The sequence below is a fragment of the Kibdelosporangium phytohabitans genome (genome assembly GCF_001302585.1).
Taxonomy (GTDB): domain Bacteria; phylum Actinomycetota; class Actinomycetes; order Mycobacteriales; family Pseudonocardiaceae; genus Kibdelosporangium; species Kibdelosporangium phytohabitans.
This window is the reverse complement of record NZ_CP012752.1, coordinates 231,387-256,170: the sequence shown is the minus strand read 5'-3', so window position 1 is coordinate 256,170 and position 24,784 is coordinate 231,387. Positions and strand designations below refer to the sequence as shown.

21 protein-coding genes, 4 tRNA genes and 1 pseudogene are annotated in these 24,784 nt (G+C 68.0%); 10 read left to right on the top strand and 16 right to left on the bottom strand.

The features are described from left to right. Window positions 1–45 precede the first annotated feature (45 nt). The 3 genes from AOZ06_RS01220 to AOZ06_RS01210 all read right to left on the bottom strand — a co-directional run bounded on the left by AOZ06_RS01220 (window position 46) and on the right by AOZ06_RS01210 (window position 3,590). A complete protein-coding gene (locus AOZ06_RS01220) occupies window positions 46–1,206 on the bottom strand; it encodes a thioester domain-containing protein (RefSeq protein ID WP_157232747.1) in 1,161 nt (386 codons plus the stop codon). A 185-nt stretch (window positions 1,207–1,391) separates the two neighbouring features. Beyond that, a complete protein-coding gene (locus AOZ06_RS01215) occupies window positions 1,392–3,068 on the bottom strand; it encodes a DUF885 domain-containing protein (protein ID WP_054287707.1) in 1,677 nt (558 codons plus the stop codon). Between the two features lie 9 nt (window positions 3,069–3,077). Beyond that, on the bottom strand, window positions 3,078–3,590 hold the full coding sequence (locus AOZ06_RS01210) for a GbsR/MarR family transcriptional regulator (RefSeq protein WP_054287706.1): 513 nt from the start codon (window positions 3,588–3,590) through the stop codon (window positions 3,078–3,080). A gap of 92 nt (window positions 3,591–3,682) precedes the next feature. Between AOZ06_RS01210 and AOZ06_RS01205 the strand changes: the two genes are divergently transcribed. Together AOZ06_RS01205 and AOZ06_RS01200 are read left to right on the top strand one after the other, a co-directional pair. After that, window positions 3,683–4,573, top strand: a complete 891-nt coding sequence (locus tag AOZ06_RS01205) for an ABC transporter ATP-binding protein (protein ID WP_054287705.1) — start codon at window positions 3,683–3,685, stop codon at window positions 4,571–4,573. Next, window positions 4,570–6,156 carry an ABC transporter permease gene (locus AOZ06_RS01200; protein ID WP_054287704.1) on the top strand — a complete coding sequence of 529 codons (1,587 nt, stop codon included), beginning with the start codon at window positions 4,570–4,572 and terminating at the stop codon, window positions 6,154–6,156. Before AOZ06_RS01205 ends, AOZ06_RS01200 begins: the two co-directional genes overlap by 4 nt. A 79-nt stretch (window positions 6,157–6,235) precedes the next feature. Here the strand turns inward: AOZ06_RS01200 and AOZ06_RS01195 are convergent. The 6 genes from AOZ06_RS01195 to AOZ06_RS01170 form a co-directional block, all read right to left on the bottom strand. Beyond that, window positions 6,236–6,309: transfer RNA gene (locus AOZ06_RS01195), tRNA-Arg, on the bottom strand. Between the two features lie 412 nt (window positions 6,310–6,721). Then, complete coding sequence (locus tag AOZ06_RS01190) at window positions 6,722–7,309, bottom strand: GNAT family N-acetyltransferase (RefSeq protein WP_054287703.1); 588 nt, start codon at window positions 7,307–7,309, stop codon at window positions 6,722–6,724. A gap of 23 nt (window positions 7,310–7,332) precedes the next feature. Next, a complete protein-coding gene (locus AOZ06_RS01185; protein ID WP_054287702.1) occupies window positions 7,333–7,884 on the bottom strand; it encodes a GNAT family N-acetyltransferase in 552 nt (183 codons plus the stop codon). A 13-nt stretch (window positions 7,885–7,897) separates the two neighbouring features. Then, a complete protein-coding gene (locus AOZ06_RS01180) occupies window positions 7,898–8,803 on the bottom strand; it encodes a hypothetical protein (protein ID WP_054287701.1) in 906 nt (301 codons plus the stop codon). 52 nt (window positions 8,804–8,855) lie between these two features. Continuing rightward, the gene (locus AOZ06_RS01175) at window positions 8,856–9,782 is read right to left on the bottom strand and encodes a M28 family metallopeptidase (protein ID WP_054287700.1); all 927 of its coding nucleotides are present in this window, start codon (window positions 9,780–9,782) and stop codon (window positions 8,856–8,858) included. A gap of 180 nt (window positions 9,783–9,962) precedes the next feature. Next, window positions 9,963–10,034: transfer RNA gene (locus AOZ06_RS01170), tRNA-Asn, on the bottom strand. 442 nt (window positions 10,035–10,476) lie between these two features. Here AOZ06_RS01170 and AOZ06_RS01165 point away from each other — a divergent pair. The 5 genes and pseudogenes from AOZ06_RS01165 to AOZ06_RS53330 all read left to right on the top strand — a co-directional run bounded on the left by AOZ06_RS01165 (window position 10,477) and on the right by AOZ06_RS53330 (window position 15,419). Beyond that, complete coding sequence (locus AOZ06_RS01165; RefSeq protein WP_054287699.1) at window positions 10,477–11,334, top strand: class I SAM-dependent methyltransferase; 858 nt, start codon at window positions 10,477–10,479, stop codon at window positions 11,332–11,334. A 281-nt stretch (window positions 11,335–11,615) separates the two neighbouring features. Further along, on the top strand, window positions 11,616–13,484 hold the full coding sequence (locus AOZ06_RS01160) for a glycosyltransferase (protein WP_054287698.1): 1,869 nt from the start codon (window positions 11,616–11,618) through the stop codon (window positions 13,482–13,484). Between the two features lie 263 nt (window positions 13,485–13,747). Then, window positions 13,748–14,173: a hypothetical protein gene (locus AOZ06_RS01155; protein WP_054287697.1), complete on the top strand. Its 426-nt coding sequence runs from the start codon at window positions 13,748–13,750 to the stop codon at window positions 14,171–14,173. A 258-nt stretch (window positions 14,174–14,431) separates the two neighbouring features. Beyond that, window positions 14,432–14,806 (top strand): annotated as a pseudogene (locus tag AOZ06_RS59505) (polysaccharide deacetylase family protein); the annotation flags it as partial. Continuing rightward, window positions 14,709–15,419: a glycosyltransferase family 2 protein gene (locus AOZ06_RS53330; RefSeq protein WP_236952030.1), complete on the top strand. Its 711-nt coding sequence runs from the start codon at window positions 14,709–14,711 to the stop codon at window positions 15,417–15,419. The pseudogene AOZ06_RS59505 and the gene AOZ06_RS53330, both read left to right, overlap by 98 nt. A gap of 272 nt (window positions 15,420–15,691) precedes the next feature. On the opposite strand, the gene AOZ06_RS01140 is transcribed toward AOZ06_RS53330, so the two are convergent. From AOZ06_RS01140 to AOZ06_RS01120, 5 genes are all read right to left on the bottom strand, one after another. Continuing rightward, window positions 15,692–16,228: a superoxide dismutase family protein gene (locus AOZ06_RS01140; RefSeq protein ID WP_054287694.1), complete on the bottom strand. Its 537-nt coding sequence runs from the start codon at window positions 16,226–16,228 to the stop codon at window positions 15,692–15,694. Window positions 16,229–17,073: 845 nt separating this feature from the next. Next, a tRNA-Arg gene (locus AOZ06_RS01135) sits at window positions 17,074–17,146 on the bottom strand. Between the two features lie 43 nt (window positions 17,147–17,189). Further along, window positions 17,190–17,278 (bottom strand) — tRNA-Ser (locus AOZ06_RS01130). Window positions 17,279–17,346: 68 nt separating this feature from the next. Further along, on the bottom strand, window positions 17,347–19,296 hold the full coding sequence (locus tag AOZ06_RS01125; protein ID WP_054287693.1) for an acetoacetate--CoA ligase: 1,950 nt from the start codon (window positions 19,294–19,296) through the stop codon (window positions 17,347–17,349). A gap of 36 nt (window positions 19,297–19,332) precedes the next feature. Next, a complete protein-coding gene (locus tag AOZ06_RS01120; RefSeq protein WP_054287692.1) occupies window positions 19,333–20,004 on the bottom strand; it encodes a dienelactone hydrolase family protein in 672 nt (223 codons plus the stop codon). A 163-nt stretch (window positions 20,005–20,167) separates the two neighbouring features. Between AOZ06_RS01120 and hisC the strand changes: the two genes are divergently transcribed. After that, on the top strand, window positions 20,168–21,223 hold the full coding sequence (hisC, locus tag AOZ06_RS01115) for a histidinol-phosphate transaminase (RefSeq protein ID WP_054287691.1): 1,056 nt from the start codon (window positions 20,168–20,170) through the stop codon (window positions 21,221–21,223). Here the strand turns inward: hisC and AOZ06_RS01110 are convergent. Further along, window positions 21,213–21,962: a sulfite exporter TauE/SafE family protein gene (locus AOZ06_RS01110; RefSeq protein WP_054296332.1), complete on the bottom strand. Its 750-nt coding sequence runs from the start codon at window positions 21,960–21,962 to the stop codon at window positions 21,213–21,215. The genes hisC and AOZ06_RS01110 overlap by 11 nt on opposite strands. A 108-nt stretch (window positions 21,963–22,070) precedes the next feature. On the opposite strand from AOZ06_RS01110, the gene AOZ06_RS01105 reads away from it, so the two are divergent. After that, window positions 22,071–23,129 (top strand): DUF1906 domain-containing protein, encoded by a 1,059-nt coding sequence (locus AOZ06_RS01105; protein ID WP_157232746.1) that lies wholly within the window; start codon window positions 22,071–22,073, stop codon window positions 23,127–23,129. Here AOZ06_RS01105 and AOZ06_RS01100 read toward each other — a convergent pair. Further along, on the bottom strand, window positions 23,122–24,132 hold the full coding sequence (locus AOZ06_RS01100; RefSeq protein ID WP_054287689.1) for a polyprenyl synthetase family protein: 1,011 nt from the start codon (window positions 24,130–24,132) through the stop codon (window positions 23,122–23,124). The genes AOZ06_RS01105 and AOZ06_RS01100 overlap by 8 nt on opposite strands. Window positions 24,133–24,274: 142 nt before the next feature. Here AOZ06_RS01100 and AOZ06_RS01095 point away from each other — a divergent pair, with 142 nt between their 5' ends. Further along, window positions 24,275–24,730 carry an excalibur calcium-binding domain-containing protein gene (locus AOZ06_RS01095; protein WP_054287688.1) on the top strand — a complete coding sequence of 152 codons (456 nt, stop codon included), beginning with the start codon at window positions 24,275–24,277 and terminating at the stop codon, window positions 24,728–24,730. Window positions 24,731–24,784: the final 54 nt, after the last annotated feature.

The following is a 24,784-nucleotide window of genomic DNA, read 5'->3' as shown; positions in this document are numbered from 1 at the left end:
AGGCCCCGGTGGCTAGTCCACCGGGGCCTGTTGGTGCTGCTCAGCTCACGCGCGGCGGCGGCGCTGGAAGATCAGCGCACCCACACCGCCACCGACGAGCACGATGCCGATGATCAGCGGCATCAGGATCGACGCGCCGGTGTTGGCCAGCTCGTTGTCGTTGTTCTTCGCCTGCGGCTTCGGGGTCTCGGTCGGCTGGGTGGTCGGCGCGGCGCCGCCCCACTCGGCGGCACCCGGTGCGGACAGCCGGACCTTCTCGGACTTCGCCAGGATCAGCGACTGCGACTTCTTGTCGGCGTCCTTGGAGATGAACAGACGGCCGAGCGAGAACTCGGTGTCACCGGAGACGGTGAACTCGACCTTGCCGGTGGCCAGCGTGGCAGGCACCTTCAGGTAGAACTCGTACTTGTCCAGCTGCTGGATCTTCGCGGCGACGTCGGCCTTCGGCAGTTCCTTGCCGTCCTTGTCGCTGAAGATGACGCCCTCGGGCAGCTTGGCCGCGATGGTCACGCCGCTGGCCGAGGTGGTGACGACGAACGGGCCGACGAGCGCGCCCGGCTTGCCGCTGAGCTTGTTCGGCTCGAGCTTGAGCACCGGCTTCGGCTCGGTCGGCAGACCGTTGCCGACGTTCTTGACCAGGTAGTCGTAGACGGCGAAGACGTCCTTCTTGTCAGCCTTCGCGTGCTCCTTGGGGTCCTGCGGGTCCAGCACGTCCTTGAGGTTGCGGTTGTCGCTGAAGTGCCAGACCGCTGCCTGGGTGGCGGCGATGGCCTCGGCGTCGCTGAGCCCCTCGGTGAACTGGCCGCCGACCTTCTTGGCGAGGGCCTCCGCCTTGATCTGCGGGAAGCCGTTGTTCAGCACCCAGTTGATCTTCGCCGAGTTCTTGTGGAAGAACGAGTCGCGCTTGGGGTGCTTGTTCCAGTCGGCCTCGACGTAGCCGGGTCCCTTGTCGTCGATGGCCTGGGCGATGTCGACGCAGTAGGTCTGGATCTGGTCGCCCTTGTCGCCATCGAGCTTGAGGCCGATGAGCTTGGTGACGACCTTCATGTCGTCCATCATCACCAAGGGGCCCTTGGTGTCCGCGCTCTTGTCGATCTTGCCGGTGACCGAACCGGTCGCCGCAGCGGGCGTCACCGAAGCCAGCAAGGCCGTGACAGTCACTCCAGCAAGGGCGGCGCCGATGCGCAGCTTGTTCACCCGACTCACGTTTGGTGCTCCCTCATTTTTCGGTTAGTGCCCCAGCTACCCCGTGGACTTCTCGCAGCTGTTGATGACACACGCTCGCCCTGGTTCCCTCTAACGAGTGTCATGATCAACCACCTGGCGTACATCTACCGATCAGCGGCGTGACTCTATCCAGGGTGTAAAAGGCGTGTGATACCGGGTTGTGTTTACCGAGTCACCCATTCGGTGACCACCTGGTCAAGGACAGTCAGCGGGAGCGGACCGCTGCCGATGACAAGATCGTGGAACACGCGGATGTCGAACCGGGAGCCGAGCGCCTTTTCCGCCGCCGCCCTGACCCGCTGGATCTCCAGCCTGCCGACCATGTAGGACAACGCCTGGCCCGGGTAGGCGATGTAGCGGTCGACCTCGTTGACGATCTCCAGCCGCGGCATGGGCACGTTCTCCACCATGAAGTCGATCGCCTGCTGCCGTGACCAGCCCTTGGCGTGCAACCCGGTGTCCACCACCAGCCGCCCGGCGCGGGTGGCGTCCAGCGCCAGCATGCCGAGCCTGGCGACGTCGCCGGAGTACAGGCCCATCTCGTCGGCCAGCCGTTCGCAGTACAGGCCCCAGCCCTCGACGTACGAGTTGACGTCCGCCAGACGGCGCAGCAACGGCAGGTTGTCCAGCTCGCCCGCGATGGTCAGCTGGAAGTGGTGCCCCGGAACGGCCTCGTGGTACGCCGTGGCCTCGGAGATGTGTTTGTAGCGTTCACCCGGCTGATATGTATTGGTGAAATAAGTACCGGCACGCTGGCCGTCCAGCGAAGGCGGCATGTAATAGGCCATCGGCGCGCCCGGCGCTTCCGCGGGCGGAACTGGTTCGACCTTGCAACTGTGCGACGGCACCCGGCCGAACCATTTCGGCGCCTCCGCCTCGGCGCGTTCGATCGCCGTTCGCGCGGCGGACACCATTTCCTCTTCCGAGCTCCAGCGCAGCGCCGGGTCCTCCCGCAGCCGGGAGTAGATCTCCTGGACGTCCGTCGTCGCGAAAACCCTCGACCCGATCTCGGCGAACTGCTCGAACAGCCCGTCGATCAGGTCAAGCCCGGTCTGGTGCAGCTCGTCGGCCGAGCGGTCGGTGGTGGTGTGCACCCTCGACAGCCGGGCGTAGAGCTCGTCGCCGTCGGGCAGCCAGGTCAGGCCCGGCTTGTCGTCGGCACGGCCGTGCGGGGCGATCTCGTCGGCCAGCACCGCGCGGTACTCGGCGAACGCGGGCCGCACGACCTCGTCGAGGACACGGTCACGCTCGGCGGCGAAGGTCTCGGCGGCGTCGGCGGGTGGCTGCGGCCTGCGCAGCGCGTCGTTCTCGGCCGACGCGCCGAGGTGGCGGTCGAGGTGGGCGATGGCCGACTGCACCAGGTGCGCGACCGGGACACGACCGGCGGCGACGCCTTCGCGGTGCCGGTTGGCGTACTCCGCGAGGTAGCCCGGCAGTGCGCGCAGCCTGGTCAGGTAGTCGCTCGCGTGCTGCCCGGTCGGCAGCGCCGTCATCGGCAGCAGCGTCAGCAGGCCGGACGCCGGCGCGACGAACAGGTCGGTGATCGTGTACTCGGCGCTCTTCGAGTCGATCCGGTCGACCATGGCCCGCGCCTGCTGGGACACCACGGCCAGGGTGATCGCGCCGGACGCGTCCACCGCGCCGGGGTCGACGGCGTCCGCGCGGGCCGCGATGTCGACGGCCTGCCGCCGGGTGGTCTCGTCCGCCGCCGCGGACGGGTCGCCGATCAACGCGTCGTAGCCCGGGATCCCGTGCAGTGATGCGCCGATCGGCTCGCGGTCGAAGCCCAGCCGGATCAGTTCGTCCGCCAGCGCGTCGGCCTGGCTCGAAGAGGTCGTCATACCCCGAAACTAGTCGGTCAAACCCCACTTCCGGTGCAGCTCAGCCCGGCGTTGCCGCCATTCCAGCAGCACGTCGGGCAGCCGCTCGTGCAGGAAGGTGTAGAACTCCAGCGTCTCCTTCCAGCGCAAGCCGGCCGGCGTGTTCTCGCCGAGCAGTTCCATCCCCTCCTGCATGGTCGACGTCCAGCGCTGGATGAACTGCTCACGCCGGGTGATCACGTCGTACCAGAGGTCGTCGCTCTGGATGACGTAGTAGTCGCGCCGCGAACCGGGTTCACGTTCCCGTTCGATCATGTTGGCCTGGCCGAGGTAGCGCACCGCGCCGGAGATGGCGGCCGGGCTGACCTGGAGCTTCTCGGCCATGTCGGTGGCGGTCATCCGGCCGGAGTCCTGACACAGCAACGCCACGAACACCCTCGCGGCCATCCGTTGCATCCCCGCGTCGGCCAGGTGCCCGGCATACCGCTCGATGAACCTGAGGATGGCGGCCTGATCCCGCTGTGTCTCCTGCACCTCACTCACCGCGCCATCCTCTCGTGGAGTTGGTTGCTACAGGTAACTTTATACGCTTTCTTAACTTCATGATTTTGTGAAGCGAGTGTAGCTTCAGGTCCATGACACACGCGATATCCGTGTCCGGCCTGGTCAAAACGTTCGGCCGGACGCGCGCGCTCGACGGTCTCGACCTGACCGTGAGCGAGGGGGAGGTGCACGGCTTCCTGGGCCCCAACGGCGCAGGCAAGTCGACGACCATCCGTGTTCTGCTGGGCCTGCTGCGCGCCGACGCGGGCGCCGCCCAGTTGCTCGGCGGCGACCCCTGGGGGCAAGCCGCCGAACTGCACCGCCGCCTGGCCTACGTGCCCGGCGACGTCACACTCTGGCCGAACCTGTCCGGCGGCGAGGTCATCGACCTGCTGGGCAGGCTGCGGGGCGGCCTCGACCCGAAGCGCAAAGCCGTGCTGCTCGAGCGCTTCGAACTCGACCCGACCAAGAAGGGGCGCACCTACTCGAAGGGCAACCGGCAGAAGGTCGCGCTCGTCGCGGCGCTGTCGTCGGACGTCGAACTGCTCGTGCTGGACGAGCCGACGTCGGGCTTCGACCCGTTGATGGAGGCGATGTTCCGCGAGTCCATCGAGGAGGAGAAGGAACGCAACCGGACAGTGCTGCTGTCCAGCCACATCCTCTCCGAGGTGGAGGCGCTGTGCGACCGGGTGAGCATCATCCGCAACGGCCGCACCGTCGAAACGGGGACGCTGAGCCAGTTGCGGCACCTGACGAGGACGTCGATCCAGGCCGAACTGGTGACCGCGCCGACCGGCCTGGCCGACCTGCCCGGCGTGCACGACCTGCAGACCCGTGACGGCCACGTCAAGTTCGAAGTGGACACGGCGGAGCTCGACGGCGCCCTCAGGCACCTGACCACGTTCGGCGTCCGGTCGCTGACCAGCCAGCCACCGACGCTGGAGGAGCTGTTCCTGCGCCACTACGAGGACGATCTCAAATGAGCACACTGGTTGGCACCGGATCGCTGATCCGGCTGGCGCTGCGGCTCGACCGGGTCCGGTTGCCCGTCTGGATCCTGGTGACCGTCGGACTCGTGCTGGCGACCGCGACCTCGGTCGCCGACCTGTACCCCGACGAGGCGTCACGGCGGCAGGTCGCGGCCACCATCGGCAGCAACCCGGCGATGACCGCGATCTACGGCACGGTCTACGACACGTCCATCGGCGCCGTGGTGATGTGGCGGCTGGCGATCACCGGCGCGCTGCTGATCACGTTGATGAGCATCATGACCGTCAACCGGCACACCCGTCAGGACGAGGAAGCCGGTCGGCTGGAGCTGATCGGTGCGACCGTGGTGGGCAGGCACGCGCCGATGGCGGCCGCGCTGATCGTCACCACGGGCGCGAACGTCCTCGTGGCGCTGCTGATCGCGCTCGGCCTGGACGGACAGGGCCTGCCCGTCGACGGGTCGCTGCTGGCCGGGTTCGCCTTCGGCACGCTGGGGATCGCGTTCGCCGCGGTGGCGGCCGTCGCCGCGCAGCTCGCCGAGAACACCAGGACGGTCACGGGGATCGCGACGCTGGTCCTCGCGGTCGCGTTCGTGCTGCGGCTGATCGGTGACGCGGGCTCGGCGACGTGGCTGAGCTGGCTCTCACCCATCGGGTGGGTGCAGCAGGCCCACCCGTACGCCGAAAACCGTTGGTGGATCCTGGCTCTGCTGCTCGCCGTCGCTGTTGTGCTTGTGGGCGTGGCGTTCGGGCTCGTCAGCAGGCGCGACCACGGCGCCGGCCTGATCCGGCCGCGGCCCGGCCCGCCCGAGGCGAGCGCGTCGCTCAGCGGCCCGTTCGGTCTGGCGTGGCGGCTGCACCGGTGGTCGATGACCGGGTGGCTCGTCGGATTCCTGTTGCTGGGCACGATGTTCGGCGCGATCGCGAACAGCGCGACGGAGCTGGTCGAGGACAACCCGCAGGTCGCCAAGATCGTCGAGCAGATGGGCGGGAAGTCCGCGCTGGTCGACGCGTTCATGACGGCGATCCTCGGCATCATCGCGTTGGTCGCGTCGATCTACGCGGTCCAGGCGACGTTGCGGCTGCGCACGGAGGAGACCTCGGTCCGCGCCGAGCCGGTGCTGGCCACAGGCGTCAGCCGGTGGCGATGGGCGTTGAGCCACTTGGTGTTCGCGGCGATCGGCGCGACCGCGATGCTCATCGCCGCCGGTGTCGCGATGGGACTGGCGTACGGCATCTCGGTCGGCGACATCAGCGGCCAGTTCGGCAACGTGATGCAGGCGGCGCTGGTGCAACTGCCCGCGACACTCGTGGTCGCCGGGATCGCCATGGCCCTCTTCGGGCTGGCGCCGCGGTACGTGATCGGCAGCTGGGCGGCGCTGACGGTGTTCTGGCTGCTCGGCCAGCTCGGGCCGATGCTGCGGGTGCCGCAGTGGCTGATGAACGTCTCGCCGTTCACGCACGTGCCGAAGCTGCTCAACGACATCAGCGCCACGCCGTTGGTCTGGTTGTCCGTGGTGGCAGCGGTTCTGATGGCCGCCGGGCTCGCGGGGTTCCGCCGCAGGGACATCGGTTAGTTGTGTGGGGACGGACGCACGGACCCGTCCCCACCAGCACCTCACACATGTTGCTCCACACACCCGCCGTACCGGGCAGCGTCCTCGCAGGGATTCGAACCCCGGACCTCAGCGTTCGTAGCGCTGCGCTCTATCCAGCTGAGCTACAAGGACAGAATGAAAGAGCCGCCGGACCGGTAATCCAGTCGGGCGACTCTCCGCACATTTACTTCAGCGCTGAGAGCCGTCCTGACCTGCGCGGAAGCACATGTCGCGGTCGTCTTCACTGTGACGCCATGCGTTCATTTTCGCTTCCTCCTTCCTCGGTTTGACTGGAATTACTATGACTGATTCCAGCGCGCCGGTCCAACGATTATTCGCCCCCGACGTGCCCTCAGCCGAGGAGGCCTTCAGGGCGACGCGCTCGCGGCGGGCGCGTCGGAAGGCCTGTGGGAGAAGGCAATCGACCATGCCGGGCCGGTTCCCGGGCGATTTCGGGGCAGCAGTGCGGAAACCCGCGCGGCGGACGCGGAAACTGGCTGCCGGCAACGGTTCCGGTACGTGATCCTGCCGGTGCCGCGGTTCGTCAATCCGACGCAGCGCGTGACGAGGGTGCGGGAGTCACAGGCCGGTTGGCGCCGGGCCACGGCTCGAACCGCTCGCCGTCGGCCTGCAGCTTCTCCACGTGCTCCTCGACCTGGTACACGGTCAAGCCGCGGGCCTTGTAGTTGTTCAGCGCCTGCGCGCTGTCCAGGGTGTTGGTGTGCAGCCACACCCTCGTCGTCCCAGGGACGGCCCACGCCACCTCCAGGACGCGGGTGAGCAGGTATCCGCCGAGGCCGCGGCCCATGAAGGACGGCACAAGCCCGAAGTTCTCGATCTCCACGTCGCCGCCGTCGCGCCGGGTGAGCTCCGCGTACCCGGCCGGGGTGCCGCGGACCCACACCACCCACGTCTCGTGGCCCGGCTCGGTCAGCCAGTCCATCCACTGCTGCCAGTCCCAGTCCACCCGGTGAGCCCAGTACCAGTCGCTGCCGACGGCGGCGTACAGGTACCGGTTGAACTCCGGCGACGGCTCCTCCGCCCGCGCGAACCGGACGTCGCCGCCGGGATCCTTCGCGGGTTTGATCTGGCCGGGACTGGTCTGCTGGAGGTAGTACCTGGTCGCGAGCACGTGATCAGTCCATCACGGATCGATCAGGACGGCACGCGATTTGCGCCGTCCCAAGGCCCCCTGGCCACGCCGTCCTTCTCCGGGCGCTCCTCCTGCTGAGTCTTGTACTGGACGAACCCGCGCGCCAGGTAGTTCTGCACCGCGTGCGGGCCGTCCAGGCTGCACGTGTTCAGCCGGACCCGTTTCGTGCCGTCGATCGCCCACGCCCGCCGGACCACCTCGGTAAGCAGGTACCCGCCGAGGCCGCGGCCGATGAACGACGGCAGCAGGCCGAAGTTCTCGATCTCCACTTCGCCGTCGTGGGCACGCAGCGCGCCGTAGCCCGCCGGGGTGCCCCGCACCCACAGCACCCACAGCTCGACGCCCGGCCTGGCCACGTGGGCCTGCCACTGGTCCCACGTCCAGTCCCGGCGGCCGTTCCAGTGCCAGTCGCCGCCGACGGACAGGTAGAAGTACCGGTGGAACTCCGGCGACGGTTCCCCGGCGAGCACGACCCGTGCGTCACCGTCGGGCGCGGCGGCGGGTTTCAGGTCGTCCGGGCTGGTCTGCTGAAGGTAGGTGATGGTCACGAGCACGGCCCGAAGTCCATCACGTCCCGGTGGCGGGCCAGAACTGGGCTGTGAACCGCCGCCGGTGCTCGTCCGCCTTCACCCGCACCCGGTAGTCGCCGGGTGGCGGCGTGAAGAACCCCGGAATGGCGCCGCCTCGGCGTTCCCCGACGTCCGCCGAGGTCGATCGCAGGTGGGTCACCCCGACCGAGCCGGTCGGCACGGCCAGCGGGAACTCGGGCCCGCCGGTACCCGGCGGCGGCCCGTCCCACAGCTCGAACTGCAGCGTCGGGCGTTCCCGCTGGTCGGCGACTTCGACGACCGCCACCGCGGCCGTCGTGCCGAGCCATTGCGGTCCTGGTGACGGAAGTGCCGTGGTGTACACGTGTTCCTCGTCGGCGAACGCGAACATCGGGTAGTTCTCGTCGATCACCAGCGCGATCGACTTGACCAGCCTGGCCGTCGGCGCCGCGAGCCAGAGCTGGACGAGGTAGCGCTCCTGGCCTTCCAGCGCGGCCGCGGCCCGCTCGTACTCCGGGGTGTCCCACTCGGCTTCGATCGCGTTGTGGTCGGCGCGGGTTTTCTCCCTGTCCCACGCGGTGATCCGCACGTGGTAGCGGCCGGGATCCACGTCCGGCAGACCGTACGACCAGCCGCCGGTGATCTCGTCGACGCCCAGTTCACCGGTCGGCAGCAGCAGTTCGACGGTTTTCCGCACCTCGTGGCCCGGTGCGGTGTCCGGTGGTGGGCCGTCCCAGACCTCCAGCCGCAGGTTCGGCGAAACCAGCTGCTCACCGACCCGGATCAGCACGCCCATCGTCCCGACGCCGAGCCAGTCCTCGGCGGGAGCCGGCGTCGAATCGCCCGTCCAGCCCCGGTCCTGGATGCCGAACATGTGGTGGTCGGGGTTCACCGCCCGCTCGGTACTCGCGATCAGCTCGCTCATGACAGCACACTACCCACTGTCCGCTGTGGACAGTGGGTAGTGTTGTGGTATATCAGGCGCCTGACAGCGACCACAGCGCGTACGCGATCACGTCGCTGTGCCGGTCGAGTGACGTGGCGTTGATGTTGCTGGTGGTGTCACAGGCCTGGTGGTAGCAGCGGTCGAACGCGACGTTCGCCTGGCCACCCCACTTCTGGGCCTGCGCCGCGGTCTTGCGGACCTCGGCACCGCTGAACGTGCCGCCGACGGGGATGCCGGCGCGGGCGAACGCGGCGTGGTCGGACCGGCCGCCGACGCTGGTCAGCTCGGTCGGCACGCTCCTGCTCGCGAACCCGGCTTCGAGCAGGTCCTCGATCGCCTTCGACCCGGTGGGCTGGCCGGACGCGGAGTAGACGAAGTACGCCGGGTTCGGCGAGCCGGTCATGTCGAAGTTGACGTACGCCTTGATCACGGCGCGCTGCGCGGCGGTCAGGCTGTTGACGTACGCGGTCGAACCCAGCAGACCGAGCTCCTCAGCACCCCACCAGCCGAAACGCAACTGCTTGGCGGGACGCAGGTTCTGCCGCGACACGGTCAGCGCGGTCTCGAGCAGCCCGGCCGATCCCGAGCCGTTGTCGTTGATGCCGGGCCCGCGGCTGACGCTGTCGAGGTGACCGCCGGCCATGATCACGTTGTTGGCGTCGCCGTGCGGCCAGTCGGCGATCAGGTTGTAGCCGACCGCGCCGCTCGCGGTGAACTGGTGGATCCTCGTCGTGAACCCGGCAGCGTCCAATTTGGACTTGACGTAGTCGAGTGACGCGCGGAAGCCCGGCCTGCCGTGCGCGCGGTTGCCACCGTTGGCGTTCGCGATCCGCTGGAACTCCGACAGGTGGGCCTGCACGCTGGCCACCGGGATGTCCGGCGCGGCCTGCACTGCCTGCGCCTGGACCGGGGTCACGGCCATACCGGCGACGAGCAGCAGGGACGCGAGGAGTTTCATGGTTCCTCCTGAATGTGCCGTTTGCAGGGGATGGGACGGCATGTCTTATTCAGGGGGATGCATGGATGCGGCGGTACCCGCCGGAAGTTGGTCGCGCACCCTGGTGTCGAACCAGGCGTCCCAGGAATATGAGCCCCGGGTGGCCACCGGACCGTGCGCGTTCGTGTGAAAACCACACCGCTCCCGCGCCAGGATTCGAACCTGGCCTTACCGATTAACAGTCGGTCGTGCTGCCGCTGACACCACGCGGGAAAAACAAAAGCCGCCGGTCGCAATGCGACGGGCGGCTCCCAGCCTCTCGGGTGACGTTTGGGGATGCGTCACGGCGGGGAACCACCACAGTGCATGCGATCGCGATTCGTCATGGCTAGAGCGTCGCACGCCGGTCAACGGGGTTTTCCACCTGTGGACAACCCTGTGGATGACTGCCCTGGCCTGTGGACAACCTCCCTCCTGTCCGCAGGCCGGGGCCGCGCGCGGTGTGGATGGGCCGCCCGCCCGTCCCCTGTGGACAACCGAATCAGCCGCAGTCGCCGCGACACTGTCACCCGGTTGGTTCAAATCGGCTGTGACCTGTGGATTCGCCAGCGAGAAGATCCCCACAAGGGCGATCCTGTTCAGCCGTGGTTCACGGCGCACACCCGACGCCCTACGATGCGTATCCACGTGGGGGCCGGGAAAGGAGCAGGCGAGGGTGCCTAGGAAAGTCAATGACCTGTTCAACCTGGAGAACGTCAAGCGCGCCGTGCGCGACAAGGCGGTCAGCGTGGTCGACCAGGTGGTCGCCCGCTACCACAGGGAACAGGCCGAGCACATCGCTCGCCTCGAGCAGCAGGTGACCGAGCTGCGCGCGGAGATCGTGCACCAGGGCGACCGGACGCGTGACCGGGTGCTGGAGTTCGAGATCCGGCACCGCCGCGACATCCCGTTCGCCGCCGATCACGAGGCCGCGCAGGAGAGCGCCCGGTTCGTGCACGAGCAGATGCCGACCAAGCAGGCCTTCCCGCACGCCCACGACACGCTGGAGCACGCGCTGTCACTGGCTCCGCGCGGCGGCCTGTCGCTGGAGTTCGGCGTGTGGCAGGGCACCACGCTCAAGATCATCGCCACCGACCGCGCCGGCGACGGCGAGGACGTGTACGGCTTCGACTCGTTCGAAGGCCTGCCCGAGGACTGGCGAAGCGGTTTCCCCGCCGGTCACTTCACCGTCGACGGCCTGCCCGACGTGCCCGGCGCGGAGCTGGTCGTCGGCTGGTTCGACGACACGCTGCCCGGCTTCCTCGACACCCACCCCGGCGTCGTGGACTTCCTGCACGTCGACGGGGACCTGTACAGCTCCGCGAAGACCGTGCTCGACCTGGTCGGGCCGCGGCTGCGCGAAGGCAGCGTGATCCTCTTCGACGAGTTCTTCAACTTCCCCGGCTGGCAGAACCACGAGTACAAGGCCTGGCTGGAGTACGTGGAACGGACCGGCGTCGAATTCACCTACGAGGGCTACACCTGGAACAACGAGCAGGTCATCGTGAAGGTGACCAAGCCGGGCGAACACTGAGACAACCATTTGCACCCGGGCCGCGTCTGATTCATGGGCGCGGCCTGTTCGTTTGTGCCGCGCCCGGGCCGCGTATTGTGGGCCTCACGCGGCGTCACAGCCGCGGCGGAGCAGGTCAACTCAATGCGCCCGCCGAGGCGGCCCGCTGGCGCGGGCGCCGCGACGACGCGGCGCGGCCGCCCAGTCAGGTGGTGGCATCACCGATGTCATCGCGCAGATCGCACTGGTCCTGACGCACGCGGGACCGCATGACGAGAGAAATCCGAGGAGCAGGAAACCGCATGCCGACCCAGCAGGAGCAGAAGGCGGCCAAGCCCCAGAAGACAGCCGGCTCCCCATCGAGCATCCGCGGCGTGGTTCAGCGAATCCGGTTCGCCTCCCCCAGCCCGCAGGCGCCGAACGAGCTGTACTCGCTGGGTGTTGTCGGTGCTGTCCGCCCGGAGCGGCACCGCGTCGTCGTCGAACCGGACGCCCGGCTGACCACGAACACGTACTTCGGTCGCCTTCCCGCGAGTTACCTGCAGCGTTGGACCCAGATCCGTGAGCTGGAGGCGGTCTTCCGCGTCCGCGGCACCGGCAGGCTGGAGATCCACGCGTCGGACGCCGAGGGCGAGCCCCGGATCCTGTCGACGGCCGACGTCAGCGCACCGGCCGAGCAGGAGATCCGGCTGACGGTCGCGCTCGACCGGTTCATGGACGGCGGCTCGATCTGGATCGAGGCCGTGACCACGGCCGAGGAGCTGACGATCGAGGACTGCCGCTGGGTGATCGGCGAGCCGCTGCGCGACCGGCTGACCTCGGTGGTCATCTGCACGTTCAACCGCGCCGACGACTGCCTGAACACCATGCGCGCGCTCGGCGAGGACACCGAGCTGCTGGCGGCGCTCGAGCACGTCTACGTGGTCGACCAGGGCACCGACACGGTGCAGAGCCGTGAGGACTTCGACAAGGTCGTCGCGCTGTACGACGGCAAGCTGCGCTACCTGCGGCAGCCGAACCTGGGCGGCGCGGGCGGCTTCACCCGTGGCATGTTCGAGATCAGCGGCGCGGGCGGCAAGCACGCCAACGTCCTGCTGATGGACGACGACGTGCTGCTGGAGCCGGAGACGGTGCTGCGGATGAGCGCGTTCGCCAACAACGCGACCGACCCGGTCATCGTCGGCGGCCAGATGCTGTACCTGTACCACCCGAACCGCCTGCACATCGGCGCGGAGACCACGGACCTCGCCCTGCTCAAGCCGGGTGTGCCGGTCGCGGGCGCGCTGCACAACGTGGACCTGACCAAGAAGCTGCCGCACCGCCGCGTGACGGCCGGTTACAACGCGTGGTGGTCCTGCTTGATCCCCGCCGAGGTGATCGAGCGCTGCGGCCTGCCGTTGCCGATGTTCTTCCAGTGGGACGACATCGAGTACGGCACCCGCGCGGGCAGGCACGGCTTCGCCACGGTCACGCTGCCCGGTGCGGCCGTGTGGCACGCCGACTTCGCGTGGAAGGACTGGGATGACTGGGCCCGGTACTTCAGCCTGCGCAACTCGCTGATCACCTCCGCGCTGCACTTCGACGGCTTCGACGGCAAGACCGCGGCGAAGGTGCTGGCCAAGCAGCTGGCGGAGTACCTCGTGTCGATGCAGTACGGCATGGCGGCGACGCTGCTGACGGCGCTGGAGGACTTCCTGACCGGCCCGTCGGTGCTGACCGACGGCGGTGTCGCGGCGGCGGCCAACATCCGCAAGCTGCGCAACGACTACCCGGACACCCACCGCAAGCAGCCGTCCGACCTCGAGGTCGACGGGGCCGCGACGCTGCCGATCATCGACGACTCCGGCATCCCGTCGCTGCCCAAGGCCGTGATGGTCAAGCGCGTGCTCAACATCCTGCGGGGCCGCAACGGCGGCGCGGCGCAGATCATGGCCCGCGACGCGAAGTGGTGGCACGTGTCGCTGTTCAAGTCGGTGATCGTCACGGACTCGGCGCAGGACGCGTTCCGCGTGCGCCACTTCGACCGCGATGTGGTCGTGGAGCTCGCCAAGCGCGGCACGAAGACGCTGTCCCGCCTGGCCAAGGAAGGCGCGACCGCTCGTGAGGAGTGGCGGGCCGCGATGGGTGACCTGACCACCCGCGAGAACTGGGACCGCCTGTTCAAGTCCTGATTCCAGTCCGGAACTGAAAGCCGGGCCGGCATCGCCGGCCCGGCTTTGTCATTTCAAGTGGACGGTCCGGGTGAACGTCGACAAGCCGCTAGTGGCCCGTCTCCAGTCAACGCACGGAATCGGATCCGCTTGTGGCGGCGGTGGCGTTGCCGATGGTGACGGTGCCTGCGGCTGCGCGCTCTCCACCGGTTGCTCTTGCTGTTTCCTGACGGGCGGGTCGACGATTCCGGCGACCCGCCCTGCGGACTTTGTGCTGGTCGACGATGTTGATGCTTTCGCTGTCCACGGTTTGGGTGTGCTCGATCGGCAGGGTCTGGAAAAGCCAGTTCACCGCCGGTCAGATTCGACGTGCGCAGCGCGGAATCGAACAGTTCCACGCCCTCGTCGACAACGACGTTCTGCTTGGCGACGTCGACGAGGCCGGGCAGCGCCGACGCGCCCTGCGCGCGGATCTTGTGCGTCACGGACGCGATGAAGGCCTGCTGCCGCCGTGTGCGGAAGACGTGGTCGGCTGGGTGTTCGGGGTGTGGGTCGCGGCGGTGCAACCGGTGTGGGACAACGCGAAGGAGATCGTCGCGGAGTTCGCGCCTCCGTATCTCCACGGATTCCCGTGGCTCGCGGCCGCCATCGGTGTCGGCATCGCGGTGGCAGTACTGAGAAACGTGCGGCGCGGGAAGCCGCGGCGCTGAGAGTTCCGGCAATGGGGGAAACGCAGGACACCGACAGGCCGGTGTTCGCTTCGGCGGGCCGGGCACGCCGGTTCCTCCGGCTGACCGGCAGACTGCTGGCAGTCGGCATGATCGCGCTCGTGGTCGTGCTGGTCGCGGCGACGTTCGCTTCGGTTCACGACGACGACACGGCCACGCCACGGCCCGTCACCGTTCGGAGTAGGCCGGATTCCCTGGGCGCACTGGATCACACTGGCCGTAGCACTGCTGCTCCTGCTGATGACGCTGGTGATCCATGCGTACAGCATGACGACGTCACCACAGTCCGGCACCGAACACGCCGACGGCGCAACGGAAGTCGCGGACAACACCATCGCGCTGGTGATCCACGACAGTCCCAATCCGAAGTGGACGCCGAGGCTGCTCGACGCGCTGCGCGCGCACCGGGCGCACGCGACGTTCATGCTGGTCGGAACACGGATCAATGAGCACCCCGAGCTGGTGGGGCGGATGCTGGCCGAGGGCCACGACGTGGGCATCACCGGGTGCCGGTCCGGTGACGTCAAACAGTCGCCCGGCTGGCAACGCGATCTGGAGCTCTCGCTCGCCCAGCAGGCGCTCGCGTCGGCCGCTTGTGTCCACACGCGACTCTTCGGTCGGGCGTACGACATGCCGGCGGACACGCTCGGCGCGCTCCGGCGCGACGGCTACCTCGTCGTCGAACCGGCCGCGGACGCGTTGTCGCGGGATCAGCGCGCAAACCCTCGCCGAGGACACCGACCTGACCATCGCGATCACCCGCGCGGGCTGGCGCGTGACGTACACGCCCGACGCGCGTGCGTGGACAGAGGTGCCCGTGACGCTGGGAGTCTTGTCCCGCCAGCGCTACCGCTGGTCGTTCGGGACCTTCCAGTCGATGTGGAAACACCGCAGCAGTTGGCGTGACCGCGGCCCGGCGGGCCGGATCGGCCGCTACGGCCTGATCTACCTCTTCGCGTTCCAACTGGTACTGCCGTTGCTGGGCCCGGCGATGGACGTGTTCCTGCTGTACGGCATGTTCGTCGCGGACGCACCCCACGCGATCACGATCTGGCTGCTGTTCCTGGCGATCCAGACCGCGGGCGCGGGCTACGCCCTGCACCTGGACGGTGGGGTCCTTGCGTCCACTGTGGGGCTGCCGTTGCAGCAAGTGGTCCACCGGCAGCTGACGTATCCGGTGGTGATCCAGTCGGTGGTCACCGCGATCCACGGCGCCCAGCTGAAGTAGCAGAGCAACGCCCGTTCCGGCCAGGCAGCGCGAATGCTGACCCACCCGGCGAAACCACCCCGGAAACCGCGGCCCCTACCGGGAACCGAACACCGAGGTCCTGGCCGAGACCACGGTCGAAATCCCCAGAATCCCCTCATGAACTCGCACCGCCAAATCCCGCCACCAGGGGAGCCCCTGATCTTTATTCAACACCAGGGGTACGACAGTTTCGGGCGGCGAGCTCCGCGGACTGGTGGGTGTTTCCGGCGGAAACACCCACCAGCGACCGCCTAGGAGCGGGAAACGACCCCGCACGCGATACGACCGCCCGCGTCACCGGTCGCCAGTGTGGTGGCATCCGGCCCAGCGGGCGCGTAACGAGGGGGAATGTGCGCGAAGTTGTCGGGCAACGCATGGATGATGATGGCGCTGCCGTCGGCGTCGAACAGGGCGGCAGCGTTGAGCTGGTCGTTCTCGGTGACGCTGACAGCCGTCCCATCAGCGGAAACCCGCAGGGAAGGCAGGTCACCGGCATGTGCGCCGTGTGACGTGCCACCGGTGTTGAGGTGCCCACCGGCGGTCAGGAACGGCACGACAACTCCGTTGGGATCAGTGGAGTTGGGATCACAAACACCGACGGCGTGGACGTGGAAGCCGTGGAAACCGGGTGCGATCCCGCTCAGCCGACCGGTGACGAGGATCTTGCGGTTGCTCACCTCGAACCGAACCGACCCGAGTACCGCCCCGGTGACGCTGCGAACGGTGGCCCGGCCGACGCCGTGCGAGGCAACATCACCAGCGGTGGCTGAAGCGACAGCAGGGCTCACAGCAGCCAGAACAACAAAACCGACAAGGACTCTGGAAATCCTGGGTTGACGCATGGGCGCCTCCTAACCCCCCAAGTCCTACCAAATCCCCACCCCCACCCGGCATAGCAAGTGTCCCCTAATCCACCTTATTCACACCACTCCCGCAATAACCATCAAAGAACCCAAAAAAGTCAAGACAATCTCCCCGGCAATAACTGTCCTTTTCCAGCCCCACCCAAGCACCACGCCACCCAGGGCAGCGCTCCACGGTGTCCTGTCTCCCCGAGCTGTTCCGGGCAGGGTGCCACTGACCTGCTGCCCGAACGGTTCAGGTTGTGTTGCCCGGGACTACTTCTCGGATTGTGTGCCGCGGGGGTGGTCAGGTGCCTGGTGACCAGGTAGCCCGAAGTGGGATGGTCGAGAACGCTTGATCCGGTCTGATCGCCGGGCTGAGGCTGCCGTGGTGCTGGTTTCAGAGGAAGCTGGCGAGATGCCAGAGCCCGCAATCACCGAAAACGAGACGGCTTTCCCGCGCACAGGCCAGACTGTCACCGACCCCGTCACCAGGATCGCGCATTGAGCGCTGAACCAGCGCTCAACATCATCGGCAGTTGCCAGCGCCCACTCAAGCCCCGAAAGCACCACCGCCCACCCCAGGAAAAGCTTCGCGGGGCGGGCGCCTCCGCCACCCAGGGCAACGCGGCGCCTCCGGCGCCGTCCCAATGTTGGTAGAAACCCAAAGCACCCAGCGCTGGATCAAAAGGAACAAGCACCGTGGGGGCCTGGGGGCTCGGCCCTCCAAAAAATGAAAAGGACGACCCGGCAAGCTTGCAAAGCAAGCGAGCAGGGTCATCCTGAGGACGCGCACCCGAAGGGATTCGAACCCCTAACCTTCTGATCCGTAGTCAGATGCTCTATCCGTTGAGCTACGGGTGCTTGTTCAGTTGTTCAGTTCGTTCAGCCGGAGCTGAACGCCCTGCGGAGGCTCCGGGATTTGAACCCGGGAGGGGTGTTATCCCCAACCGCATTAGCAGTGCGGCGCCATAGACCAGACTAGGCGAAGCCTCCCGGGGCCCTCGGCCGCTTCGAGGTGGAAGAGTACTACATGGGTTGCCGGTCCCCGTTCAGGCACCCCCTCATTCGTTCTTGGCCGCCAGGGTCACGAAGGGTTCCAGCGCTGCCGGGTTGGCCAGTGCGTCCCTGCTCACGGCCTTGTCGGGGCTCAGGCCTGCCAGGATCTTCTTGACCGGGACCTCGCATTTCTTGCCGTTGAGGGTTCTGGGGACCTCGGCCACTTCGATGAACCTGTTGGGGACGTGCCGGGGCGACAGGGCTGTCCTGAGCTCGGCTTTCAGGCGGGGTTCGACGTCGGCCAGCGCCGTGCCGGGGGTGAGGACGAGGAAGCAGAGGAGCTCTCCTTCTTCTTTGCCGACCGCCGTGGTGTCGATCACAAGGGAGTCCGCTACTTCCGGGTAGCCCTCGACCACGCGGTAGAACTCGCTCGTGCCCATCCTGACTCCGCCTCGGTTGAGGGTCGAGTCGCTCCTGCCGTAGATCACCGCCGAGCCCCTCGGGGTGATCCTGATCCAGTCGCCGTGCCGCCAGATGCCGGGGTACTGCTCGAAGTAGGACGATTTCAGCCGCGAGCCGTCGGGGTCGTTCCAGAACGACACGGGCATCGACGGCATCGGCTGGGTGATCACGAGTTCGCCCACTTCGTCCGTGACGTCGTTGCCGTCGTCGTCGAAGGCCGCCACGGCCGCGCCGAGTGCGCGGCAGGACAGTTCGCCCAGCCAGACCGGGACTTCGGGGGCCGCGGTCACGAAGGCCGTGCACAGGTCGGTCCCGCCGGAGACCGAGCAGATCTGCACGTCGCCGCCGATCTCGTCGACCAGCCAGCGGAAGCCGTCCGGGGACAGCGGCGCCCCGGTGGAGCCGAGTGCCCGCAACGCCGTCAGGTCGAACTCGGCCGCCGGTTTGATGCCTTTCTTCAGGCAGGACTGGATGTACGGCGCCGAAGTGCCGAAGTAGGTCACCTTGTGCTGTTCGGCCAGTTTCCACAGCACTGTCAGGTCAGGGTGGCCGGGGTTGCCGTCGTACAGCACGATCGTGCTGCCGACCATCAGGCCGGAGATCAGGAAGTTCCACATCATCCAGCCGGTGGTGGTGAACCAGAAGAAGCGCTCCCCTGGTCCCAGATCGCTGTGCAGGGCGAGCATCTTGAGGTGTTCGACGACGATGCCGCCGTGGCCCTGCACGATTCCCTTCGGCAGGCCGGTGGTTCCCGACGAGTACAGGACCCACAGCGGGTGGTCGAACGGCACCGGGTCGAACTCGAGGGCCGCGTCGGTCTGCAACAGCGTCGACCACGGCACTGTGTCCGGCAGGGTCGCGCCGTTGTCCAGGTAGTCGATCAGCACGGTCGCGCGCAGGCTGGGGATGTCCGCGCGGAGCGTGTCGATTGTCGGGCGGATGTCGAACGCGCGGCCGCCGTAGACGTAGCCGTTCACCGCGACGAGCACGGTCGGCTCGATCTGGGCGAACCGGTCGGCGATCGCGCGTGGCCCGAAGTCCGGGGAACACGACGACCAGGTCGCGCCGAGGCTCGCCGCGGCGAGGAACGCCACGAGTGTCTCCGGGCTGTTGGGCGCCAGCGCCACCACCCGGTCGCCGCGCCGCACCCCCAGCGACACCAGGGCGGCCCGGATCGCCGCGACCTGGGTGCGCAGTTGTCCGTACGTCAGTTCCGCCGACTTGCCGTCCTCGCGGTGGAAGATCACCGCGAGGTCGTCGGTGGGCTGGCCTGTCAACGCCTGTTCGGCGTAGTTCAGCGTCGCGCCGGGGAACCACGAGGCACCCGGCATCCGGCTCGATCCGAGTACGCCAGTCGGCTGCGAGTGGAAGATCACGCCGAGGAATTCGGCGAGTGCGCCCCAGAAGCCGGCCAGGTCCGTGGTCGACCAGCGCCACAAGGCGTCGTAGTCGGGCAGGTCGAGATCACGGTTGGCGCGCAGCCAGGCACGGAACTCCGCCAGCCGGGTCTCGGCGGCGGGGTCCGGTTGCCACAACAGCTCTGGGGTGGTCATGCCCTGTTCTTAGCTCATGGCCGCCCCGGAAACCACCTACCGCAGGTGCGCGTCGAACCAGTTGAGGGTGCGGTGCCACGCCTCGGTCGCGGCGCCGGGGTCCGAGTCGAACCTGTGGCCCGCGCCCGGATAGCGGACGACGTTGGTCGCCACGCCCGCGCCGACTGTCGCGTCCCTGAGTTTCTCGACCTCACTGGGGTCGATGACGTCGTCCTGCTCGCCGTAGATGCCCAGCCACGGGCACTTCAGGTCGCCCGCGATCTCCACGAGCGGCGGTAAAGCCGCGGAGATGGGCTGGACGATGCCCGCCGCTCCCACGCTCACGGCCGCGCCGATGGACCGTTTGGCCGCGACCACCATGGCCGCGGTCGCACCGAGGTCGAACCCGACCACACCCATCAGGTCGGCGGTGACGCCGCGTTCGGCGAGCACGGCGAAGGCGATGTCGGTGTCGGCCAGCACCGCGTCGCCGGAAAGCTGTCTGACCTGTTCTTCCTGCGGCAACGCCTCGTGGTAGAGGTGCGGGGCCACCGCGAGCCAGCCTTCGGCGGCGAGCGAGCTCACCAGCAGGCGTACGGTGTCGGTCACACCGCCGGCCTCGTGCAACACCACCAGGCCGCCCCGGACCACCTGTTCCGGCTCCGCGACGGTCAGCACTGCCGACCTGCCGTCCTTGAGCTGGAACTCCTCGGTGCGTGTTTCGGTCATGGCTCCACCCAATCACGTAGGGGTGAACATCAGTCAACGTGACCAACCAGACGAGGCAATCACGATAGACCGTCCAGCAAGAGGCCGGAATATCGGCTCCGGGTCCAAATCGTGGCGCCGGTCCGGTCGCGGTGGTTACCGTTCTGGTGTGCCTGAACCCGAAGTGAGCTACGTCCAGCCAAGGGCCGACCTGGCGAGCCTGCCGTCCTACGTACCAGGCCGGACGATCCCCGGTGCGATCAAGCTGGCCAGCAACGAGGTGCCCGCCGGTCCTCTGCCGAGTGTCACGAAGGCGATCGCGGACGCCGCCGCGCACGCCCACCGCTACCCGGACAGCGGCGCCGGTGAGCTGACCGCGCGGCTCGCCGCGAAACTCGGTGTGCCCGAGTCCCGGATCGCCGTCGGTTGCGGTTCGGTGAGCCTGTGCCAGCAGTTGATCCAGGCCACCTGCACCGAACGCGACGAGGTCCTGTTCGCCTGGCGGTCGTTCGAGGCGTACCCGATCGTGACGCACGTGGTCGGTGCGAAGCAGGTCCGCGTGCCGCTGACGGACGACCACGCGCTCGACCTGGACGCGATGCTCGCCGCGATCACCCCGCGGACGCGGCTGGTTTTCGTGTGCACGCCGAACAACCCGACTGGGACGCTTGTCCGCAAAGCGGAGTTGGACAGGTTCATCGAGGCGGTGCCGTCGAACGTGCTCGTGGTGCTCGACGAGGCCTACTTCGAGTTCGTCACAGACCCGGACGCCACCGACGGCATCGACTACCTGCGCGAGCGTGACAACGTCGCTGTGCTGCGTACGTTCTCCAAGGCGTACGGCCTCGCTGGGCTGCGTGTCGGGTACTGCGTGACGTCCGAGGAGGTCGCCACCGCGGTTCGCAAGGTCTACGTGCCGTTCAGCGTCAACCACCTCGCCCAGGCGGCTGCCATCGCGTCGCTGGACGCGGAGCAGGAGCTGTTCGAGCGGGTGCTCGAGATCAAGGACGAGCGGATCCGCGTGCGCGACGAGCTGGTCGCCGCAGGCTACGACGTGCCTGAGACGCAGGCGAACTTCGTGTGGCTGCCGCTGGGTGACCGGACCGCGGCGTTCAACGAGCACTGCTTGGCGAACAAGCTCGTGGTGCGCGCGTTCGCCGGTGAGGGTGCGCGGGTCACGATCAGCACGGCGGAGGAGAACGACCTGTTCCTGGCCGCGGCGAAGTCGTTCAGTCGATAAGCAGTTTGGTCACGGCGACCAGCCCGACCACCACGATCACCCCGCGCAGCACCGTCGGCGGCAGCCTCCGGCCGATCTTGGCCCCGAGGACGCCGCCGACGGTCGATCCCGCCGCGATCAGCAGCACGACCTGCCAGTCGATCTCCGCGACGGCCACGAAGACGATGCCCGCGACCATGTTCACGCCCGCGGTCAGCACGTTCTTGAGCGCGTTCAGCCGCTGCAGCCGCTCGTCCATCAGGATGCCGAGCATGCCGACGAGCAGCACGCCCTGTGCCGCGCCGAAGTAGCCGCCGTAGATGCCCGCGCCGAACGTCGCCGCGATCGCGCTGGCGCCGCCGTGTTCGTGGCGTTCCATCGACGCGAGACGGCGTGACAGCCAGGGCTGCAGCACGACCAGGATCAACGCGATGATGATCAGCACCGGCACGACCGCTTCGAACACGTCCGGGTCCAGGATGAGCAGCAGCGACGCGCCGACGGCCCCGCCGAGCAGCGACGCCCCACCCAGGCGGAGCAAACGCTTGCCTTGCCCGGCCAGTTCGCTGCGGTAGCCGAACGCGCCCGTGATGCCACCCGGCACCAGCCCGATGCTGTTGGACGCGTTGGCCACTACCGGCGGGTAGCCGAGCGCGAGCAGAACGGGGAACGTGATCAGCGTTCCGGACCCGACCACGGTGTTGATCGCTCCGGCGCACACGCCTGCCACTGCGACCAGGGTTGCCTCGATGGGAGTCATCGCCCGGATCGTGACACGCGGCCGGTGCGTTCGAGTGGCCGAGGTCGTGGAGATCACCGAAGATGGGCCCAGACCTACACGGAGAGTGACTATCGGGAAGTGATCTGCATGCGTGCGTCGATCGCAGCTGTGGGCGTGCTCACGCTCGCCGCCACGCTGACCAGCCCGGCGAATGCGACAGCCGAACGGACAGTCAGCTACCGGGGTTACGAATTGAGCGTGCCCGCAGACTGGCCCGTGATCGACCTGACCGCCGACCCGACCCAGTGCGTCCGGTTCGACCACAACGCGGTCTACCTGGGTAAACCCGGCGCCGACCAGCGGTGCGCGGTGCGGACCGGACCGACGACGGACGCCGTCCTGGTCGAGCCCGTCGGCGAGCGGACCAGGGTGACCGTGAGCGGCGAGAAGTACGCGTCGCTGGCCACGCGGGTCGACGAGAACGTGGCGCCGGCCAAGGTCCGCAGCGTCCAGCCCGGTGTCTACTCAGGACTCGGCTTCGACGCGTGCGCGGCCCCGTCGCAGGCGGCGATGGACGCGTGGCTCGGCTCAGGGCACCGGACGGTCGGGGTGTACATCGGCGGCGTCCACCGCGCGTGCGCCCAGCCCAACCTGACCCCCGGCTGGGTCGGCGCGCAGGTCAAGAAGGGCTGGCACCTGATCCCGACCTACGTCGGCCTGCAAGCGCCGTGCACGTCGTTCCAGTACCGGATCGAACCCGACCTGAACAGGGCGCGCACGCAGGGCCGTGAAGCCGCGGCCGACGCCATCGCGCAGGCGGCGAGGCTCGGGATGGACCCGGGAAGCGTGATCTACAACGACATGGAGGCCTACAACATCGGCGATCCGCCGTGCAGCGCCGCTGTGCTGGCTTTCCTCAGCGGCTGGACCGACCAGCTGCGGGAGCGCAACTACCGGTCGGGCGTGTACAGCAGCGCCAGTTCGGGCATCACCGATCTGGTCCGCAACCACGACAACCGGGCGTACAGCAGGCCGGACCACGTCTGGTTCGCCTGGTGGAACGGTCAGGCGAATGTGGACGGTGGCCGGTTCCTGCCCGGCGACCGGTGGGCCGGGCAGCGGATCCACCAGTTCCTCGGCGGCCACGACGAGTCGTACAACGGCGTCACCATCAACGTCGACAGCAACTTCCTCGACCTCAGGTAGTTCTGCGGGTGACGAAGTCGCACAACGCGAAAAGCGCGTCACGGGCGGGAATGGGCGGCAGGTCGTGCAGGACGTCCTTGGCGCGCTGGGCATGCCGGTCGGCTTCCCGGCGCGCCCGCTCGAGCCCTGGTGACGCGCGCAGGACGCCGATGACCTCGGCGCGGCGCGTCTCGTCGGCGATCGGTCCGGCGACGAGGTCCGCGACGCGCGGGTCGTGTTCGATCGCGTAGAGCACGGGCAACGTCACGATTCCCTCGCGCAGGTCGGTCCCCGGTGCTTTGCCGAGGTCGCGCTCGTCCGCTTCGATGTCGAGGATGTCGTCGCAGATCTGGAAGGCCACGCCGATCAGCTCGCCGTAGACCTCCAGCGCGTCGGCGACGTGGTCGTCCGCACCGGCGACGACCGCGCCGATCCGGGCGGACATGCTGATCAGTGAGGCCGATTTGTCCGACATCACCCGCAGGCAGTGCCCGATCCGGTCGGCACCCGGCTGCGGGCCGGTGGTTTCGGCCATCTGGCCGCGAACCAGTCGGCTGAGCGTACGAATCTGCAGGCGCAGCGCGGCATCGCCGAGCCCGGCGCCCAGTTGCGCGGCCTTGGCGAGCAGGTAGTCGCCGAGCAGGACCGCGACTGTGTTGCTCCACCTGGTGTTCGCCGTGACGGCACCGTGCCTGACCTCGGCCTCGTCCATCACGTCGTCGTGGTAGAGCGTGGCGACGTGCACCAGTTCGGCCAGAACCGCCGCGTCCAGCACGTTTTCCGTGCGCGGGCCACCGAACCGCGCCCCCAGCAACACCATCATCGGGCGCAACCGCTTGCCGCCCGCGTCGATCAGGTGCGTCGCCGCGCGGCCGAGGAACTCGTTGCCGGGGTCGCGCAGGGTTTCCCGCAGCCTGGTCTCGATCTCGCCGAGTTCGGCGCTCGTCGCCGCGGCCAGTTCGGCGTCGACGGCGTCGACGACCGCTCCCGCGCTGAACGGCCGTGCCCCCGTTGATGTGTTCATAGTGTCCACGGTCGCTTCGCCGCAGGTCCCGGCACATCGATCGGTGGAGCGATGGGGATCCCTCCCAGGAGGGAGATCCGCTCGGTAACGCCGGGACCCCCGGTGGGGATGTGTCCGGTAACCGAAGTGGTTAGGACTTGCTATGGGTGGTGGCAGACCGTGGCACTGGCTCGCCGCGGGCACGGCCGCAGTCGCAGTGGTCGTCGCGGTCATGGTGAACGACACGTCAGGTGTCAGCAGCCTCATCTCCAAGCCGTACTCGGCCATCGAGTACACCCCTGACGTCGGCAACCCGGTCCTCGCGACGCCGACGATGGACGCGACAACGGTGACGCAAACCACAACCACCCCGCCCGCGCCGCCACCGGCCAAACCGACACCGCCGTCGAACAAACCGCCTGCCAGGACACCGCAGCACCGGCACCAGCCGCCACCGCAGACGAAATGGACCATCACCATTCCGGTGCCCGGATTCCCGTGGTACTTCCCGGACTGCGAGACGGCGAAGGTCTTCGGCGCGGCACCGTTGCGACGCGGCCATCCGAGTTACCGGGACGACCTCGACAACGACCATGACGGCGTTGCGTGCGATCGATAGACGTATAGCGGCACTACTTATGTAACACGCCCCCGCGTACCGGCTACATGCAGG